Below are 19,353 nucleotides of genomic sequence, written 5' to 3' on the forward strand. Positions count from 1 at the left end.
TCCTCAGGCGCCGACAGCGTCGGCCAGTGTGGCCCGCAGCGTTCGGCGTGCGAGCGGGATCTTGAAGTCGTTGTGGCCATAGCCACGCGCATTTTTGAGCGCGGCTATGCCGGCGGCATCAAAAGACGCTCGAGTCGCCGAGGCGCCGTCCAGCGAGGCTTCGGCTTCCGCCGATCGCCATGGCTTGTAGGACAGGCCGCCGAACGCGACGCGCGCGGCGCGCACCCTGTCACCCTCGCGCTCTACGACGACAGCGACCGAAACGAGCGCGAACGCGAAGGAGGCGCGATCGCGGACCTTGCGATAGACTTGACGACCCTTCGGCGGCGGCGGCAGGAGCACCGACCGGATCATCTCACCCGGTGCCAGAACCGTTTCAATATGGGGCGTGCTGCCGGGCGCTCGATAGAGCGCGTCGATCGGGATGGTCCGAATTGCGCAATCAGCAGCGACGGTCTCCACCCGCGCATCGAGTGCCGTCATGGCGACCGCCATATCTGACGGATGCGCGGCGATGCAGTCGTCGCTCACGCCCATCACGGCGTTCATCCGGTTGATGCCGTGCAGCGCCGCACATCCGGACCCCGGCACACGTTTGTTGCACGGTTTAGTGGTGTCATAGAAGTAGGGGCATCGCGTACGCTGGAGCAGATTCCCACCGGTCGTGGCCTTGTTGCGAAGCTGCGTCGAGGCGCCCGCCAGGATCGCCTGCGACAGCAGCGGATAGAGGCGGCGGACGCGCATGTCGGCGGCAAGCGCGCTGTTCGTGACCCCCGCGCCGATGCGCAGGCCACCCTCCCCCGTGCTTTCGATGATGTCGGCGAGCGGCAGCAGACCGATGTCGACCAGCAGTTCAGGCGTCTCAATCTGCAGCTTCATGAGATCGATGAGGTTGGTGCCACCGGCGATAAACTTGGCTCCCGGTGCGGCTGCAGTGGCACAGGCGGAAGCGACCCCGCTTGCCCGTTCGTAGCGGAACGGCTTCATCCGCGGCCTCCCTCGTTCACGTCGCGGATTGCTGCAACAATGTTGGGATAGGCTGAGCACCGGCAGATATTGCCGCTCATCCGCTCGGCGATCTCGGCATCCGACAGCGCTGGCCGGGTCGCGACATCCGCTGTCACATGGCTTGGCCAGCCCGCCCTGTGTTCGGCCAGCAACGCGACGGCCGAGCAAATCTGACCGGGCGTACAGTATCCGCATTGCAATCCATCATGGCGCACAAAGGCGGCCTGCATCGGATGGAGATCGCCGTCCTCTACCAGACCCTCGATGGTGGTGATCTCATCGCCGTCGTGCATAACCGCAAGCGTCAGGCAGCTGTTGATGCGCTGTCCGTTGACGATTATCGTGCAGGCGCCGCACTGTCCTTGGTCGCAGCCTTTCTTCGTGCCGGTCAAGGCGAGGTGCTCGCGCAGCGTATCGAGCAACGTCGTGCGGGGGTCGAGATCGAGGGCGTGCTGCCGCCCGTTGACGCTCAATCTGACATTCTCTTTCGGCAACGATGAGGGTTCTGCGGTCGCCTCGGCAAATGCTGGCGGCGAAGCCAGCACCATGGTCGTAACCCCGGCTGTCCCAAGAAACCGCCGCCGGGATATGGATGAGCGAGGAGTGAGTTCTCTTTCCATGGCAGTGTCTCCGACTGGATGCGGATGAGGACGTACCCGTTTGACCGAAAATGAAATCGCGCATTTTTGCGCGATATGGCCCGGTCTTGCGTTGATTTCAGGAAACTTTCGTCGGACTGGAGCTTTGCGTATCCGTCGGTGAGGCCTTTGAGGAACGATGAGAGCGCGCTCTTCACAAGCGCCGAGGAAGGTACCGCAGCCGCGCTGCGATATCGCTTCGAACGCGCCGCTGCACGCTGCTATCGCAAAAGGCGCAAGCGAAAAGCAGAGCCAGCAATTTCGGACAAGCAAAACAGCTTTGATAGGATCACAGGAAGATGGCTGCGAGCAAAGCTGTATGCCTGCGCTCAACGCGATTGATGGATGGCAGCGCGCCGCGAGGCCCGCTGCTGAATCCAGCGGCAACCATGCCTCGAACTGAGGCCGCCTTTCACCACCGACAAGGAGCCATCCATAGACATGGTGACGGAATATCCCTCAATTCGTATTATCAGCCCGACCACTTTCGACGCGGGCACGGCACAGACGCCTGGCTCCGTTCGCCTGGCCGCGGTCGCGCCGCAGCTCGGCATCGAATCGGCGATATGGGGCGGGCTGTTCGAGGTCATGCCTGGAGCCAGTACAGGCATCCACCATCATGGAGAGCAGCAGACGATTGCCTATGTCTTATCGGGCACCTGCAAAGTCCGCTGGGGCGTGAGGGGAGAATACGCCGCGAGCGCGAAAGCCGGCGATTTCATTCATGTGCCTGCATTCCTGCCACACATGGAGATCAATCCATCGGATTCGGAGCCTTTTCACTGGGTGGTCGTCAGGAGCACCCCAACGCCAATCGTGGTGAACCTCCCTAATCATACGTGGCCATGACGGTTACGCTTCGTGCGAGACACGTCACGGCACGTCGGGACGGGGATCGCCGACGAACATGCTCCGGTTCGGCATCTCGATCGCGCTCAGTGTCTTGGCGTCGAGCGTTGCATCCGCCGGAAGCAGTCCGTTCAGATTGAGGATGTAGGCGGAGACCGCGTAGACATCCTCGTCGCTCAGCGATTGCGGCGCCGTCAGCGGCATCGCGCGGCGGATGTAGTCGAACAATGTCGGGGCGTACGGCCAATAGCTGCCAACGGTTTTGACCGGATTTGGCGTCGCCAGCGTGCCTTTCCCGCCGACCAATTTGTCGCCAAGCCCGCCCTCGCCCTTCGCGCCATGACAGGACGCGCATTGCTGATCGAACACCATACGGCCTTGACTGACACTGCCACTTCCCGGCGGAAGGTTTTTGCCGTCGCGATCGATATCGATGTTCCAGCCCGCAATCTCAGCCGACGTTGCTGATCGACCGATGCCGTAGGGGCCTTGCGCCTGAGCGCGCACAACGAATGCCAGCCCAAGCACGGCGAGCACCGCGATACAAAACTCACGCGTTGCCATTGGACACCTCGCCATCCGCTGCGATGCGCCACGGCCAAATGGCGTTGTTGTGGTAATAATAATTGTCGCCACGCACGGCGAGAAGCTCGGCCAATGTCGGCTGGACGTAACCCGTCTCGTCTGTTGCTCGGCTTTGAATCACGGCCGGTCCACCGCCCCATTGCCAGGGAAGCCTGAAGCGCGTCAGCGCCCGCGTCAGCACCGGCTCCTGCAGCTGGGCGTCTTGCCAGCTCTTGCCGTCATCGACCGAAACCTCTACCCGCTTGACCTTGCCATGTCCGCTCCAGGCGATACCGCTGATCTCGTGAAAACCCGGTGCGCTCAGCCGTTGGCCACCCGAGGGCCGCGTGATGATGGACTTGGCTTCCATGTAGAACGTGAAGTCACGTGCCGATCCGTCTGGCATCAGGTCGGTGTATTTGGATGTTTCTTCGCGTGAGTAAGTCGGTTCCGCAGTGACGTGCAGACGGCGCAGCCACTTTATGCTCATGTTGCCCTCAAAACCCGGCAGCAGAAGCCGCAGCGGATAGCCTTGCTGCGGGCGTAGGCGCTCGCCGTTCTGGCTGTAGATCAGCATCGCGTCGCCGAGACATTTTTCGATCGGAATGCTGCGTGTCATCGCTGCTGCATCCGCGCCTTCAGCAACGACCCATTTCGCGCCTGGCTGCAGTCCTGCTTCCTGCAGAACGACCTTCAGGCTGACTCCGGTCCATTCGGCGCAACTCACGAGACCGACAAGGTCGGATGCCGTCTTGCCGTAGGGTTTCTTGTAGGAGGGATTGCCGGAGCATTCGAGAAAATAGATATGCGATTCCGAAGGGAAGCGCCGGATGTCATCCATGGTGAAGATCAGAGGCTTGTCCACCAAGCCATGCAGCATCAGTCGATGCTGCGCCGGATCAATCGTGGGCACCCCGCTATGATGGCGTTCGTAGAACAGTCCGTTTGGCGTGATGATGCCATCGAGATCCTGCAGCGGCGTCCGTCCCGATGCGGACAGATATTGCGGCAGATTCTTCGGGATATTCTTGATAACGCCCTTCTCGAACGGCGAAGGCGTTCCATAGGGCTGGCTTCCCATCGGGTCGCCGGGCGTCTTCATCCATTCCGGAATGTTGGGCGGCAGATTGTCAGCACTATCGCTTGCGGCCAGCGCTTCGTTGCCCGCGAGGCTGCCCGCGACGACGGCTCCGCCCAGCAACGCACCACCTTCGCGCAGAAACCGCCGGCGTGATGTCAGGCCAAGATCATTGTCGACGTCGGTTGGCACGGTCATCGCGTCTCCTCCATTCGAACACAGCGACGATAAAGCACCGCAAACGGGACATCGGAACGGGACATCATCGGTCAGCAAGACGTTGACCAGCCGTTATTGTGTGGAGCTATGGCGACCGCGCGTCGATGAATTGTAATTCATCAAGGCAAGGCACCGCTTGCCGAGGATTGCTGCTCTTGCGTCATTCTTGCCGTTAGGCGACCGACCCTAAACCTAAGTATTCCCTTCTCAACCGGACGTAACAGATAGATAAGCCTTCGTTTAATAGTCCGGCTCATCGACCTGCGGTTACGTTCGGGGTGTAACTTGGGTAACCGGATGGCACTACAATGACAACCGATAGCACCAGCACTTCACCCGACCGGATGGACTTGACCGTCGGAAGACAAGCAATTCTTCCGCTATTGGTGGCGTTTTCCATCGCTTGCTTCGCGGGCGCTTTGGTCACCGATATCGTCTATTGGCAGACCGTAGCCGTGACGTGGGAGACGTTCTCCATCTGGCTGATAACGGCCGGCCTCATCCTGGCAGGCTTTGCGGTCATAGCTTTCGTAATCGACTTTGTCCGCGGCAAGCGAGGCCGTACGCTTGCCTTGCCTTACGCGGTTGGCTACGCGCTCGCCGTTCTGCTCTCGCTGATAAATGCCTTCGTCCACAGCCGCGACGGCTACACGGCAGTTGTGCCAACGGGCCTGACGCTTTCCGCCCTCACCATAATCATCCTGTTGATCGGTGCCTGGGTCGGCTCGGTATATCGCTATCGCATTGGAGCAAGCATATAATGCACGCTGTCAAAATTGCACATTCGATGAAGCGGCCTCGTCTGGCCTCTCTCGTTGTCGCTGTTGCCGGGCTGGGTCTCGCCGGCTGTGACAATGGTGGCGGCGACCCCAGCAAACAGGTCGGTGCCAATCCCCCGCTGCCCGCGCTGCAGCAGTTTTTGGTACCGCCGATAAAGGTCGCGAAAGTCGTCGCATGGGGACAGGAAACTCCGACGGTGCCGGCGGGATTGCAGGTCCATGCTTTCGCCACCGGCTTTGAGCATCCAAGATCCCTCTACACCCTTCCCAACGGGGACGTGTTGGTGGTTGAAAGCAATGGTCCGAAAGCGCCGATCTACCGCCCCAAGGACATAGTTCAAAGCTGGGTCACCTGGTACGCTGGCGCAACCGCCGAGGGCGGAAATCGCATCACGCTGCTCCGCGATACCAATGGCGACGGCGTTCCCGAGCTGCGAACCGTTTTCCTAGACCGCCTCAATTCACCCTTTGGCGTCGCATTGGTTGGCCATGATCTCTACGTTGCCAACACCGATGGAATCGTCCGCTATCCCTATCAGGACGGGCAAACCAGCATCAGTGCCCCCGGCACCAAGCTAACCGACCTGCCAGGTGGACCCATCGATCATCATTGGACAAAAAGTATGGTGGCCAGCCCGGATGGCTCCAAGCTCTATGTGGGGGTCGGATCAAACAGCAACATCACCGAGAACGGAATTGGGGCCGAATATGAACGAGCTGCGATCTGGGAGGTCGACCGGGCATCGGGCGCCCATCGTATCTTCGCCAGCGGCCTGCGCAATCCGACAGGGCTTGCCTGGGAGCCTGTGACCGGCAAGCTCTGGGCCGTCGTCAACGAGCGCGACGAGATCGGTCCCGACCTGGTTCCGGATTATCTGACCTCGGTTCGGGACGGAGCTTTCTACGGCTGGCCCTATAGCTATTACGGCCAGCACCTCGACCCGCGGGTCCAACCGCAGCGACCGGACCTGGTGGCCACGGCGATCCCGCCGGACTACGCCTTGAGCTCTCACGTGGCGCCATTGGGTGTGGCGATGTATGCAGGCACCAACCTTCCCCCAAGCTACCACGGCGGTGCCTTCGTAAGCGAACATGGAAGCTGGGATCGAACCCCCCTCAATGGCTACAAGGTGGTTTTCGTGCCGTTTAGCGGCGGACGGCCCAGCGGCCCGGCGCAGGACGTCGTCACCGGCTTCCTCGATGCGAGCAATCAGGCGCGCGGACGGCCTGTTGGTTTGGCGGTCGATCGATCCGGCGCACTGTTGGTAGCAGACGACCTGGGAGACACCGTATGGCGGGTGTCGTCGAACGGTTCCCCGACCGCGTCCAACAACTGACGCAACAGGCGATCGAACAAGAATCCGGCTGCAACGATCCGCAATAGCAGCATCGGACGATGCTGCCGGATTCGGTTTCGAGTTTTTCAGGACGTTTTGTTTCATTTGTCCATTTTCAAAGTGATGGACGAGCCATTGCACACCGATGCCTCGCAATGGCTGATCAGCGACCGGATCGGTCCTTTCGGACCGGCGCAACAGGAGAAAACAAATGAAGAAGAGCTGGACCAAACCGAGCATGTGCCAGGTCCCCGCAAGCCTGGAAATATCGCGGTATCTGCCTGCAAGAATGACTCCCAAGAAATAGGCAGCAGAGGTGCGTGTCCCCGGGTCAGGGGCACGCACCTTCCCATCGGGTAAACCCATGACAAGCCTGGACGCGTACGATGTCGGCCGTGACGCTTCCACGGTTGCGATTTCTGGGGGCGATGGAGAACGCCGCGAAGTGGAAACCACCGTGGGCCTGAAGATCGTCGGATCGGCCGCAGGCGGCGGTTTTCCGCAGTGGAACTGCAATTACCGGCTGAGCCGTGCGGCCCGTGCCGGGGCAGCGGGCATCTCCCAGCGGACGCAATCGAGCCTCGCTGCATCCGCCGACGGTCGCGACTGGGTTCTCTTCAACGCCTCCCCCGACATCCGCCAACAGATCGCGCAAACGTCCGAATTGGAGCCCAGCGCCGCCGCGCCGCCGCGCTCGACGCCGATCCGAGCGGTGGTGCTTACCAATGGCGATGTCGATCACGTCGCCGGCCTGCTCACCCTGCGCGAGCGCCAGCCTTTCGCCATCTATGCAGCGACGCAGGTTCTGGCAGTACTCGAGGCGAATTCAATTTTCAACGTGCTCGATCCGGCAATCGTGCCGCGGCGCGTGCTCCCGCCGGAAGGTGAACTGAAGATTTGCGATGCGAACGGCCGGAAAACTGGCGTGACGATCGAGAGCTTCGCAGTTCCTGGAAAGGTGGCGCTCTATCTGGAGGATTCCGCCCTGCCCGAAGCCGATTTCAGTTCCGACAAGGGCGATACGATCGGGGTGCGCATCACCAGCGACAATGGCGGCGGCTCGGTCTTCTATATTCCCGGCTGCGCGCGCATCGATGCGGTTTTGCGCTCGCGTCTGGACGGCGCGGCCTGCCTGTTGTTCGATGGCACGGTCTACACCGACGACGAGATGATCGCAGCCGGCGTCGGAGAGAAGACCGGCGCGCGCATGGGACATCTCGCAATGTCGGGAGAGACAGGGTCGATCGCCAGGCTGGCCGGCGCGGAGATCGGACGCCGCATCTTTGTCCACATCAACAACACCAATCCGGTTCTCGACGAAAACTCGTCCGAACATGCGGTAGTCAGGGCGTCGGGCTGGGAAGTCGCAGATGACGGCATGGAGATAGAATTGTGAGCGGTTTCGATGACGCGGCCAGAAGCGGATTGTCCGCAACGGGACTGGAAGCGGTGCTCCGGCAGGTAGGCGCCGAGCGCTGTCACAATCGCCACCTCTTCCACCACAGGATGACCGCGGGCTCCCTATCGAAGATCGAGATGCAGGCCTGGGCGTTGAACCGTTACTGCTACCAGGCGGTCATTCCCCGCAAGGACGCCACGATCCTCGCGCGCGCCAAGGATCCGACCTTTCGGGCGGCGTGGCGCAAGCGCATAGAGGACCATGACGGCGAGGATGGCCGGAGCGGCGGCGTGGCACGCTGGCTGCATCTCGCAGCCTCGCTCGGTCTTGATGCGGATGCCGTGGAAAGCGGGAGGCTGGCGGTCGCCTCGTCCCTGACGGAACTGATCTCACCAGCGATTATAGGCGAGCGCGTACCGGCGCTTCAGCATGCCTATGGCGAGGAGAAGAACATCCCGCCCGGCGCTTTCCGGCCGCAGGAAGCATAATGACGGCGCCGCGCGAAAGAGCAATGGTCTCGCTGCGGTCGGTGCCGTCGCTGCCAAAACATGTGCGCATCCGGCTCGATCCCGTCCGACAGGCTATTGCCGTACTTTCACCGGAGCAAATTTTCTGGCCGAACGACATCAGCCTCGACATCCTGCGCCGTTGCGACGGACGCTCCCCCGTTGGCCAGATCATCGCCGATCTCGCAGTGGCATATGACGCACCGGAGGGAGAAGTGGCCGGCGACGTCACCGCTTTCCTCCAGGAGTGGAGCGACAAATTGTTGGTGTCGCTATGAACGGGTCCCATATCCCACCTATCGCCATGCTGGCGGAACTGACCCACCGCTGCCCGCTGCAATGTCCTTATTGTTCCAATCCAACCGAACTCCTAAAGGCCAATCGCGAACTCGATATGCAAACCTGGCTCGATCTGTTCCGGCAAGCCGCGGACCTCGGCGTTCTCCAGGTCCATCTTTCGGGCGGCGAGCCGACGCTCCGCCGCGACCTCGAGCAATTGGTTGCCGGCCTTTCCGAACGCGGCGTCTATACCAATCTCATCACCGCCGGCGTCGGCATCGCCGAAGGCCGCATCGAAGCCTTGGCCGAGGCCGGTCTCGATCATATCCAGGTGAGTTTCCAGGGCGCACGATCGGCGACGGCCGAGCTGATCGGACACTATCGCGGCGGCTTTGAGAAGAAGCGGGAGACGGCGAGGCGCGTGCGGGCGGCTGGCTTGCCGCTCACCATTAACGCGCCGATCCACCGCCACAATATCGAGGAAGTGCCGGAATTCATCGAGCTTGCGCTCTCGCTTGGCGCCGAGCGGCTGGAGATAGCCAACGTACAGTATGCAGGCTGGGCGCTCGTCAATCGCGATGCGTTGATGCCGAGACGCGCTTCCGTCGAGCGGCAAGTGGAAATTGTCGAAGCCGCCCAGGAGCGGCTGCGTGGGATCATGAACATCGATTTCGTCACGCCGGATTATTTCGCGATCTATCCCAAGCCCTGCATGGGCGGTTGGGCGCATGACGCTTTCATGGTCGCACCCGACGGCACTGTGTTGCCTTGCCACGCCGCGCAGACGATCCCCTCATTACGCTTCGAGCGTTTCGGGCCACGCACGCTGGCCGAGATCTGGGCCGATTCACCGTCGTTCAACGCTTTCCGTGGAACGGATTGGATGCAGGAGCCGTGTCGTGGCTGCGAACGGCGCGAGATCGACTGGGGTGGTTGCCGATGTCAGGCGATGGCGATTGCCGGCGATCCCGCCGCGACAGACCCGGCCTGCATCAAGTCGCCGATCCACGCTCGCATGGGAAAGTTTATCGACGATGCCCTCACAACTGCGGTTTCGGTGGGAAGCCAAAGCGACAAAGCCGCTGAAAGCTTCGTGTATCGCCGCATAGCCCCGCCACAACCCGGCCTGCCAAACGCGCCTAGTGGTCGAGATAGATTTCCGTAAACAGATACTGGAAATACTTCCACAGGATCGGCATCACTGCATACGAGCCTTCGTGGAATCGCAGCTGACCTCGGTGCGTACCGCAGCTCGTATCCTGGGTCGAGCCGATGGCTTCTGGGATCGGATTGTGGTAGGCCCAACCGGCACATTGGCGGATAGGTCGCCCACCGGACTCGGATCTGAAAATTGGGCTGATCCCGATGATCGTTACCGGAACACACAATCCGTATCTCGTCGCTTTTTCGATTCTGGTCGCCGTCTTCGCGTCTTACACTGCCCTCGATCTCGGTGGGCACGTGGTGGCCACGCGAGGACTTGCGCGTCACCTGTGGCTGGTGGCGGCCGCGATCACAATGGGGGGCGGAATATGGTCGATGCACTTCGTCGCCATGCTCGCCTTCATCATGCCGTCTCCGATGTCCTACGACATCGGATTGACCACCCTTTCGCTCGCGGTTGCGATCTGCGTAACCGGCGGCGGTTTTTACGTCATCAGTCGCCGAAGGGCATCGCCGTTTCGCCTCATGCTCAGCGGCATCTGCATGGGACTTGGCATTGCGGCTATGCATTACGTCGGCATGGCGGCGATGCGGGGGCCCGCCCAGCTCAGCTACGACCGCTTATTCGTTGCGCTCTCCCTGGCCATAGCGATTGGCGCGGCGACGGTGTCACTATGGCTGGCATTCCGAACCACGGCTCCTGAACAAAAACTCGTTGCCGCCATCGTCATGGGCCTGGCCATTTCCGGCATGCACTACACGGCTATGGAAGCGGCCATTTTTACCGCTCACGGCTCCGTTCACGACGCCCAAGGAAACGCAAATCTCGATCAAACCAATCTAGCGCTGGCGGTTGCCAGCGTTACGTTCGTTGTTCTGGCCTGCGCGTTGATCGCCTCTCTGTCAGAGCAGAAGCGCGCCGAAGAAGCGCTGCGTCAGACGCAGGCAAATCTCGTGCATGTCGCGCGCGTGACAACGCTGGGCGAGCTGACCGCCTCGATCGCCCATGAAGTCAACCAGCCGCTCGCCGCCATCGTCACCAACGGTGAGGTTTGCCTGCAGTGGCTCGACCGCGAGGTGCCGGACCTCGCCGAGGTGCGTGAGGCTCTTGATGCCATGATCAACAATGGCAGGCGGGCAAGCGAGATCATCCAGCGACTTCGCGCGCTTTCGAGGAAGACCGAGACACAGAAGGCGGCGCTGAACATCAACGACGCGATCAGCGAGGTGATCCCGCTGGTGCAGCACGAGGTGCTCAAACACCAGGTGTCGCTGCGCCTGGAACTGGCTCCGACGCTGCCAGCCGTGCTCGGTGACAGGGTCCAGCTGCAGCAGGTGATCATCAACCTGCTGGTCAATGGAGTGGACGCCATGGCCTCGGTCGACAGCCGGCCGCGCGAGCTGGCCATACGGTCGCAAAGGCATGGCCCCGGGCAGGTGCTGATAGCCATCCGGGACACGGGCGTCGGCATTGATCCGCAAAGCGTCAGGGGGATCTTCGAGGCGTTCTACAGCACCAAGCCTAGCGGCATGGGCATGGGGCTGTCGATCTGCCGCTCTATAGTCGAGAGCCACGGCGGAACGATCTGGGCGTCGCCCAATGAGGGGCCGGGCGCCACGTTTCAGTTTGCCTTGCCCTCGCGTCTGGAGCAGGCCGCATGACGTTCTACGTGCAGAACGAGTCGCCGGGTGAGGACAAGGAGCCCCTTCGCCGCTGCGATGCGCGCCTCTATGAGGACGCAGATCACGTGCTTGCCTACGGCATCCGGACAATGGCCGAAACGAGCCCTGATAAGGTCGCCGCCATCCGGCGCGTTAGTCTACGGCTCCTTTGACCGCAGTGTCTTTGGATAATATCCCGACCTCAGCTCGACGACGGGTGCGCATACTCGGCCTGACGAACAGCTGGACAAAGGGCGATCAGGCGATCAATCGCCGACAAGGCGAAGCGCAGGCTGGGCTCATCGACCAATCGTCCATCTCTGATCTTGTCGGCAACGTTACCGATGACGACCTGCGGACCGAGAACGGGACGTGACTGGATGGCGAGCAGCGTCTCGTTGGCCTGTGCCTGAGCACGAACGCCGCCGGTAAAGGCCGGCGACACGGAGATGACGAGCACCGCTTTGCCGGTCAACGCCGATCGACCGAGAGGCCTCGACGCCCAGTCAAGCGCGTTCTTGAGGACGCCGGGAATGCCGTGATTGTACTCCGGCGTCGCGATCACGACCCCGTCGCTTTCCGCGACAGCTTGCCTGAACGCCTGCACCGTCTGCGGTGTCGATGCTCCATCTTCGTCCTGGTCGTAAAGAGGCAGCCGCAGGTCGCCGATCTGGAGATCAACCGCCGGACCCAACGCGAGCTGGAGGCCTCGCAGGACGGCAAGGGAGTAAGAGCCTCGGCGCAGGCTCCCCGGCAAGCCGAGGAGCCGCGCCTGACTACGTGCCTCGATGATCGTCATCGGTGCGATCACTTTCCGGGCTGCAACGGGCCCGAACCGGCGCCGGTCGCTTCGATGGCGGCAGCGATCTCGGCCAAATCCCGCCCGGTCAATTCGAGGCTTGCGGCGTCGAGCCAGCCGTCCACCTGAGCCGGGCTGCGGGCGCCGACGATCGCACCCGTCACCCCCGGCCAGGCCAGCGTCCAGGCGATCGCAACCGCGGCAACGCTGGCGCTGTGACGCTCCGCGATCGGTTTTAAGGCATCGGCGAACTCCAGGTTGCGGGTGAGCTTTTCGCCGGAGAATTCCGCATTGCGGGATCGCCAGTCGTCTTTCGGCAGGGCCCGGGCGCGTGCGGTCGTGAAGCGGCCGGTGAGGAGGCCGGATTGCATGGGGCTATAGACAATGACGCCGGTCTCATGAGCGTGGCACCAGGGCAGTTCGGCCTTGGCGACATCGCGGCGGATCGCGGAGAACGGCGGCTGCAGCGTGTCGACATGGCCCAGGCTTTCGGCCGTTTCCAACTGCGCGGTACTATGATTGGAAAGGCCGACGGCACATACCTTGCCCTCCTTCTTCAGGTCGAGGAGCGTTTGCCAGTACACTTCGAGCGGCGTGCCATCCTCGGCCGGCCAGTGCATTTGGTAGAGATCGATGCGCTCAACGCCGAGGCGCTTCAACGAGGCTTCCACCTCGCGGCGGATGCTTGCGGGCGCGCCGACTTTGCTGGGGAGCGCTTGGCGATCGTTTTCGTCCCAGATGAGGCCGCACTTGGTGAAAACGTAAGGCCGCTCATTGGCCGGGATCTCAGCGAGCGCTTGACGCACGACCTCTTCCGAGTGGCCGAGGCCGTAAATAGCCGCCGTGTCGATCCAATTGATACCGCGTTCCACCGCATGCCGTATTGCAGTGATCGAGTCGCCATCGTCCTGTGCACCCCAACCAACGGCCCAATCGGCTCCGCCGATCGCCCAGGCGCCGAACCCGACACGCGTGATCTGCATGTCGGTGCGGCCCAAGCGGCGGGTTGCGAGGGCCTTTGCGACTGATGTCGACCGTTGAAGTGTATCCATGTCGTAGCTCCTGTTTACAACGCAACATTGCGTCATCCCTTTCCATCCTTCCGACAGCGAGATCAGTTCCGTTGTCAGGAAGTATGAACCGTGGACGTTGTTCCCAGCCGCGCAAATGTGGGGCGGCTTCGTTCGGCGAGCAGGGGTGTTCCGGCACTCTTTATGCAAGCCCAGCTAGATGTTGTGCCACTTCTCGTGCCCCTGTCCGTAGTTCCCTCGGAAGGGCGAACTGGGACGTGGGACGTTTGGACCTCGGCCAGTGCGGGACTGGCTGCCAACAGGACGGCCACTAGGCGGAAGTCCATCGCTCAACATCCTCCAGTCGGTATTGCGGGTCGTCTCGCCGAAACATTCCAGGGAGCAGAAGTAGTACTGGCGAGGTATCTTCACCTCACAAGCGCAGTTCAGGCATTCCATTCTCTTGCTCCATCCCTGCAACGCATCGCAGAAAAGCGTTTTTTGAAGTTGTCGAGATAGTAATGTGTTTTCGGAGGGTTTAGGCCTCCGCAACAGTAACAGTAATTTGACGATTTCTTCATGATTTTCTCGATAGGCCTTGCGAATTTCGCGACCAGAGGTTTTCGGCATGTATTGAGCTTAAGTGCTGTACAAATCAGCGCCCCAGCAAAACCCGCCGCACTGAAATTCACAAAAGCATACATAGATTTTTCTATTGGCATGAATCATCCGTAGGTATGGCTGGGTAACCTATTTGGGCAGAGCCATAGTTGAGGATTTTTGCCGGAGGCTATCCGCTGGGCGCATTATTTGATTTGGCGAGAACAGCTAACCGAACTGGCGCCGCTCGCGAGACCAGGATTAACACGCTGGTGACTGACTTCGCCGAGAAGCCAATAGCAAAGCCATCGGCGAAACGGGCGAAACTCGAATTGGGGCGGCGTTTTCGAAAGACATTTCTTCGCTCGAGCGCAACACTCCGCACCCAATCTCGAGGATTTCAACGCATGGCACCCAGGAAGTCGATTCGGCCCTACAAATCCGCGGCCGGAGGCTGGGGCGCGTTGCGAGCGACCGGAACAGCCCTGACAGAGCAAGGCATCGCCCTCAGTGGCTCGACGACGCTCCTGCGCATGAACCAGCCGACCGGCTTTGATTGTCCAGGCTGCGCATGGCCCGACCCCAAACACACATCATCTTTTGAATTCTGTGAAAACGGTGCGAAGGCAGTCGCCTGGGAGGCTACGGCGAGGCGTTGCATGCCGGAATTCTTTGCAGCGCACACCGTGAGCGAACTCGAAGGCTGGAGCGACTATGACCTGGAAATGCAGGGCCGCATCACCGACCCGATGGTTTATGACCGCGCTTCCGATCGCTACCTGCCGATCGACTGGGATGATGCCTTTGCCTTGATTGGGCGCCATCTGAACGGCCTTGCCGACCCGAACGCCGCCGAGTTCTATACATCGGGCAGGACATCGAATGAGGCGGCATTCCTGTACCAGCTCTTTGTGCGCGAGTTTGGCACCAACAATTTTCCGGACTGCTCCAACATGTGCCATGAATCGACAAGCGTAGGCTTGCCGAAATCTCTGGGCGTTGGGAAAGGCACGTGCCTGTTGGAGGATTTCGACCTTGCGGATGCAATCTTCATATTTGGCCAGAACCCAGGCACCAATAGTCCACGTATGATGACCAGCCTTCATAACGCATCACGGCGCGGTGCGGCGATCATCTCGTTCAACCCGTTCCGCGAGCGTGCTCTCGAGCGCTTTCAGGCACCGCAAAACCCGATCGAAATGGTGACAATGACGTCGACACCGATCAGCTCCAAGCTCTATCAGGTCCGCGTTGGTGGAGATGTCGCTGTTCTGAAGGGAATGATGAAGGTGCTTGTCGAGGCGGACGAATCCGCTGTTGCCGCCGATAAGCCGCACGTGCTCGACTGGGATTTCATCCACGGCCACACCCAGGGTCTTGACGCAGTTGTTGCCGATCTTCGTGCCACGCCATGGGACGCGATCGAACGCATGTCCGGACTGAGCCAAGCCGATATTACGGCGGCGGCCGAGGTCTATATGCGTGCCGACAGGGCGATCCTCGTCTATGGAATGGGCATTGTCCAGCATTCCAGAGGCACGCAGAACGTGCAGCAGATCGCCAACCTGGCGCTCATGCGCGGCAATGTCGGCAAGCCTGGCGCTGGCGTCTGCCCCGTGCGGGGTCACTCCAATGTGCAGGGCGACCGCACGGTTGGCATCACGGAAACTCCCTCGGATGAATTCCTTGACCGATTGGAGCGCAGGTTCGGCTTCAAACCACCCCGTGCCCACGGCCACAATGTCGTCACCGCCCTTGAAGCCATGGTCCGCGGCGAAGTGAAGGTCTTCATCGCCATGGGAGGCAATTTCGCGGCCGCGGTTCCGGATTGGCAGCAAACACAAAACGCGATTCGCAGCCTTGATCTGACGGTCCAGATATCGACCAAACTCAACCGCAGCCATTTGATTATCGGCCGCGAGGCGCTGATCCTTCCTTGTCTGGGACGTACCGAGGTCGACAACCAGGCGACAGGCCCCCAGTCCATCACCGTCGAGGATTCCATGTCGATGGTGCACGCGTCGGCGGGCCAGAATCGGCCAGCATCCGAACGTCTGTTGAGCGAACCGGCCATTGTCGCCGCAATGGCAAAAGCGACACTTGGGGCACGGTCGGTCGTGGACTGGGACGGGTTAGTCGCTGACTATGATCTTATTCGTGACGCGATCGAGGACGTGTTGCCGATTTTCCAGGCCTACAACGCTCGCGTGAGAGTTCCCGGAGGATTTCATCTTGCCTCGACAGCGCGCGAGCGCATCTGGATGACGCCGTCGGGCCGGGCCAATTTTCTGGTGTTTGAAGGTCTTGGGGAAGATCCGGACCCGGGCGACGCGGATGGGCTGTGGCTGACTACGGTCCGCAGCCATGACCAGTACAACACCACGATATACTCGCTGTCCGATCGGTATCGCGGCGTTTTTGGACAGCGCGACGTGCTGTTTATCAACCAAAGGGAGATGGATAAACGCGGACTGAAAGCTGATGATCGCGTCGATCTCGTGACACAGTCGACCGACGGCATCAAGCGTGCCGTGCGAGAGTTCAGGATCGTCCCCTACGCATTTCCGGACGGCTGCTGCGCGGCCTATTATCCTGAGACGAATCCACTGGTGCCACTGTATTTGCGTGATCCGAGCAGCTTCACGCCATCTTCAAAGGCCATCCAGATCCGCTTGGTCCGATCGCACGGTCATGAGATGACGGCCGAGCACGTGGTTCGGCTAGGAATATGATGCCGATGGACGCCGTCGGACTCGCGCGCCTGCAATTCGCCTTCACCATCGGATTCCACATTCTCTGGCCAACCTTCACTATTGGCATCGCATGCTTCGTTGCCTGGCTCAGCGGCCTGTGGTGGTGGACAGGCAAGCTCGTCTACCGCGACCTGATGCGGTTCTGGAGCCGCATCTTCGCCCTCGGCTTCGGCATGGGTGTGGTCACTGGCATAGTGCTCAGCTACGAGATCGGCACCAACTGGGCCGGTTTCTCGCGCTCGGTCGCCAATGTGCTCGGACCGTTGTTCATGTACGAGGCGTTGACGGCCTTCTTCCTCGAGTCCGGCTTCATCGGCATCGTTCTGTTTGGCGAGGGCCGTGTCAGCAAGGGCATGCATTTTTTTTCCTGCTGCATGGTCGCGGTCGGCACGCTGCTCAGCGCCACTTGGATTATTGCCGCCAATAGCTGGATGCAGACGCCGGCAGGTGCGGTCGCGGATGCACATGGTATCTATCACGTGGTGGACTGGTGGACGGTGATCTTCAACCCGTCGTTCCCCTACCGCTTGGCGCACATGGTCTGCGCGAGCATCCTAACCGGCTCTTTCGTGGTCGCCGGCGTCTCAGCCTTCCACCTTTGGCGCCGCCAGCATCGCACAACCTCGACCATCGCCTTCTCCATGGCCATGTGGATGGCTCTGGTTCTGGCGCCGCTCCAGATCGTGTTGGGCGACATCCACGGCCGCAACACCCTCGTCTATCAGCCGACCAAGGTCGCCGCGATGGAAGGCCTGTGGGACACCACGCGCGGTGCGCCGATGACGGTGCTCGCATGGCCGGACATGCAGGCCGAGGAGAACCGCTTCGCGATCGACATCCCGCACATAGCCAGCCTTTATCTAACGCACTCCTGGAACGGCGAGGTCCCGGGGCTGAAGGCCGTGCCGCGTGACGACCGCCCCTATGTCCCCATTGTATTCTTCGCCTTCCGCATCATGGTCGGCATCGGCATCGTCCTGGTCACAACCGCGACCATCGGCGCGGTGCTGCGCTGGCGCGGACGCCTCTTTGAGACACGCTGGTTCCAACTCCTGGCGATGGCGGTAACACCGCTCGGCTTTCTCGCCGTGCTTGCCGGCTGGACCACGACAGAAGCCGGCCGTCAGCCGTTCGTCATCTACGGGCATCTGCGCACGGCAGACGCCGTCGCGCCGGTGAGCGCGGGCGCTGTCACAACAACACTGCTGATCTTTTTCGCCGTCTACAACATGCTGCTGATTGCTTTCTTCTGGTTTGCCGCGCGTGTCGCCCTCAAGGGACCCTCCGCCTCGATCACCGACCCGGGATCGACGAGGCCGGGACTGGACCGATCCGGCTCCACCCTGGCCGGGGCAAATGCCGCCACGCCGCCCGTGGCCGGCCTCGCCCACGCGCCGGGAGAATGACGCGATGGACAGTTTGCTCCCTTTCGATCTTCCGCTGCTGTTCGCTGCGGTGGCCGCCTTTTCCGTCGCCGTCTATGTGCTGGCGGACGGCTTCGATCTCGGCGTCGGGATCCTCTTCCTTGCCGCGCCCCGCGATGCGGACCGTGATGTCATGATGGCCAGTATAGAACCCGTCTGGGACGGCAACGAGACCTGGCTCGTCATGGGCGGCACGCTGCTCTTTGCCGCGTTTCCGGCCGGCTACTACGTACTGCTGCCGGCCTTCTATTTGCCCATCATGTTCATGCTGTTCGCACTGATATTCCGAGGCATCGCGTTCGGCTTCCGGCTGCGGGCTGCGTCATATCGCTGGGTATGGGATATCGCATTTGCGGGTGGATCGATATTGGCTGGCCTCTGTCAGGGGTTCGTCCTCGGCGGTTTCATCGGCGGCATACCGATGGAGGCCGGCATGTTTTCCGGCGGGCCCTTCGGTTGCTTCACGATTCTGGGACTGCTCTGCGGGCTCGGCCTCCTGGGCGGCTACGCGCTTCTGGGCGCGGGTTGGCTCATCTGGAAGACGGAGGGCTCGACCCAGATATTTGCCCGCGAGGTTGCGCATGCAGCACTTATTGTGACCGCCGCGATGATGGCTATCGTCAGTGGCTGGACCGCGTTGGCCGACCCCAATGTCGCAAGCCGATGGTTTGTCTGGCCCAACATAGCCTATCTCGCGCCGTTGCCGTTGTCGGCCGCCATCATCGCCTGCTTCATCTGGCGCAGCCTCTGGGGCAAGCGCGAGACATTACCTTTCATCCTCTCCGCTGTGCTGTTCCTTCTTGGCTTTGCAGGTTTGGCGGTCAGCCTCTGGCCTTATATCGTACCGAGGCACATTTCGATCTGGGACGGCGCCGCCGATCCTCAAGCGCTTGCCTTCGCGGGCGTCGGGATCGTCATTATCATTCCGATCGTGCTGGCCTACCAAGCCCATGCCTACTGGGTGTTCCGCGGCAAGGTCGAGCATTCGGCTTATGGCGAGCACTAGTCCGCGCTTCTGCTGCGGTGCGACCCGAGTGCGCACTGCACAACGTACGCATCGTTCCTGGCGATTGTGACCAGCGCGTCATCGTTCTGCGTAATCAGGGCAACCAGTCGAACTCGGCGCGGCAAATTTGCAGCACGTGGGAATGAAGAACGTTACCGATGAGATTGGTGGCTTTGAGGGCTAGAGGGCCGCCGCACTACCGATTGTGCCATACGAAAATGAAAACCTCGATTTTCGTCCCCTATGACCCGTGCGTTCCAATGCTTCGGGATATTGCCC

Annotated in this window: 18 protein-coding genes; 12 read left to right on the forward strand and 6 right to left on the reverse strand. The window is 61.1% G+C overall.

What is annotated here, in order from left to right; genetic code table 11:
* Window positions 1-3: 3 nt before the first annotated feature.
* Complete coding sequence (locus NKJ94_RS18225) at window positions 4-987, reverse strand: FAD binding domain-containing protein (RefSeq protein WP_352526904.1); 984 nt, start codon at window positions 985-987, stop codon at window positions 4-6.
* Entirely contained in the window at window positions 984-1,556 is a 573-nt protein-coding gene (locus NKJ94_RS18230; protein WP_352526905.1) for a 2Fe-2S iron-sulfur cluster-binding protein, read from the reverse strand. Before NKJ94_RS18230 ends, NKJ94_RS18225 begins: the two co-directional genes overlap by 4 nt.
* Window positions 1,557-2,087: 531 nt before the next feature.
* Here NKJ94_RS18230 and NKJ94_RS18235 point away from each other — a divergent pair.
* Window positions 2,088-2,495 (forward strand): cupin domain-containing protein, encoded by a 408-nt coding sequence (locus NKJ94_RS18235; RefSeq protein WP_352526906.1) that lies wholly within the window; start codon window positions 2,088-2,090, stop codon window positions 2,493-2,495.
* Window positions 2,496-2,519: 24 nt separating this feature from the next.
* Here NKJ94_RS18235 and NKJ94_RS18240 read toward each other — a convergent pair whose 3' ends face one another.
* Window positions 2,520-3,059 (reverse strand): c-type cytochrome, encoded by a 540-nt coding sequence (locus NKJ94_RS18240; RefSeq protein WP_352526907.1) that lies wholly within the window; start codon window positions 3,057-3,059, stop codon window positions 2,520-2,522.
* A complete protein-coding gene (gene soxC, locus NKJ94_RS18245) occupies window positions 3,046-4,335 on the reverse strand; it encodes a sulfite dehydrogenase (protein WP_352526908.1) in 1,290 nt (429 codons plus the stop codon). Before soxC ends, NKJ94_RS18240 begins: the two co-directional genes overlap by 14 nt.
* Before the next feature lie 329 nt (window positions 4,336-4,664).
* Here soxC and NKJ94_RS18250 point away from each other — a divergent pair, with 329 nt between their 5' ends.
* From NKJ94_RS18250 to NKJ94_RS18285, 8 genes are all read left to right on the forward strand, one after another.
* Entirely contained in the window at window positions 4,665-5,117 is a 453-nt protein-coding gene (locus NKJ94_RS18250; protein ID WP_352526909.1) for a DUF2231 domain-containing protein, read from the forward strand.
* A 26-nt stretch (window positions 5,118-5,143) separates the two neighbouring features.
* A complete protein-coding gene (locus NKJ94_RS18255; protein WP_352526949.1) occupies window positions 5,144-6,472 on the forward strand; it encodes a PQQ-dependent sugar dehydrogenase in 1,329 nt (442 codons plus the stop codon).
* Window positions 6,473-6,929: 457 nt separating this feature from the next.
* On the forward strand, window positions 6,930-7,868 hold the full coding sequence (gene pqqB, locus NKJ94_RS18260) for a pyrroloquinoline quinone biosynthesis protein PqqB (RefSeq protein ID WP_352526950.1): 939 nt from the start codon (window positions 6,930-6,932) through the stop codon (window positions 7,866-7,868).
* Window positions 7,865-8,359, forward strand: coding sequence for a thiaminase II/PqqC family protein (locus NKJ94_RS18265; protein ID WP_352526910.1), 495 nt, complete (start codon window positions 7,865-7,867; stop codon window positions 8,357-8,359). The genes pqqB and NKJ94_RS18265 overlap by 4 nt, the downstream gene beginning before the upstream one ends.
* Window positions 8,359-8,655 carry a pyrroloquinoline quinone biosynthesis peptide chaperone PqqD gene (gene pqqD / locus NKJ94_RS18270; RefSeq protein WP_352526911.1) on the forward strand — a complete coding sequence of 99 codons (297 nt, stop codon included), beginning with the start codon at window positions 8,359-8,361 and terminating at the stop codon, window positions 8,653-8,655. Before NKJ94_RS18265 ends, pqqD begins: the two co-directional genes overlap by 1 nt.
* Window positions 8,652-9,821 carry a pyrroloquinoline quinone biosynthesis protein PqqE gene (gene pqqE, locus NKJ94_RS18275; RefSeq protein ID WP_352526912.1) on the forward strand — a complete coding sequence of 390 codons (1,170 nt, stop codon included), beginning with the start codon at window positions 8,652-8,654 and terminating at the stop codon, window positions 9,819-9,821. Before pqqD ends, pqqE begins: the two co-directional genes overlap by 4 nt.
* A 200-nt stretch (window positions 9,822-10,021) precedes the next feature.
* Entirely contained in the window at window positions 10,022-11,482 is a 1,461-nt protein-coding gene (locus NKJ94_RS18280) for an MHYT domain-containing protein (protein ID WP_352526913.1), read from the forward strand.
* A complete protein-coding gene (locus NKJ94_RS18285) occupies window positions 11,479-11,655 on the forward strand; it encodes a hypothetical protein (RefSeq protein ID WP_352526914.1) in 177 nt (58 codons plus the stop codon). Before NKJ94_RS18280 ends, NKJ94_RS18285 begins: the two co-directional genes overlap by 4 nt.
* Before the next feature lie 29 nt (window positions 11,656-11,684).
* On the opposite strand, the gene NKJ94_RS18290 is transcribed toward NKJ94_RS18285, so the two are convergent.
* Both NKJ94_RS18290 and NKJ94_RS18295 read right to left on the reverse strand, forming a co-directional pair.
* A complete protein-coding gene (locus tag NKJ94_RS18290) occupies window positions 11,685-12,281 on the reverse strand; it encodes an NADPH-dependent FMN reductase (RefSeq protein WP_352526915.1) in 597 nt (198 codons plus the stop codon).
* An 8-nt stretch (window positions 12,282-12,289) separates the two neighbouring features.
* A complete protein-coding gene (locus tag NKJ94_RS18295) occupies window positions 12,290-13,279 on the reverse strand; it encodes an aldo/keto reductase (protein WP_352526916.1) in 990 nt (329 codons plus the stop codon).
* 1,019 nt (window positions 13,280-14,298) lie between these two features.
* Here NKJ94_RS18295 and NKJ94_RS18300 point away from each other — a divergent pair.
* From NKJ94_RS18300 to NKJ94_RS18310, 3 genes are read left to right on the forward strand one after another with little or no spacing between them, the layout of a single operon-like run.
* A complete protein-coding gene (locus NKJ94_RS18300) occupies window positions 14,299-16,623 on the forward strand; it encodes an FdhF/YdeP family oxidoreductase (protein ID WP_352526951.1) in 2,325 nt (774 codons plus the stop codon).
* A gap of 5 nt (window positions 16,624-16,628) precedes the next feature.
* Window positions 16,629-18,050 (forward strand): cytochrome ubiquinol oxidase subunit I, encoded by a 1,422-nt coding sequence (locus tag NKJ94_RS18305; RefSeq protein ID WP_352526917.1) that lies wholly within the window; start codon window positions 16,629-16,631, stop codon window positions 18,048-18,050.
* 4 nt (window positions 18,051-18,054) lie between these two features.
* Window positions 18,055-19,074, forward strand: a complete 1,020-nt coding sequence (locus tag NKJ94_RS18310) for a cytochrome d ubiquinol oxidase subunit II (protein WP_352526918.1) — start codon at window positions 18,055-18,057, stop codon at window positions 19,072-19,074.
* The last annotated feature ends 279 nt before the right edge of the window (window positions 19,075-19,353 follow it).

This window comes from Mesorhizobium sp. M0060 (assembly GCF_040323155.1).
Classification (GTDB): Bacteria; Pseudomonadota; Alphaproteobacteria; order Rhizobiales; family Rhizobiaceae; genus Mesorhizobium.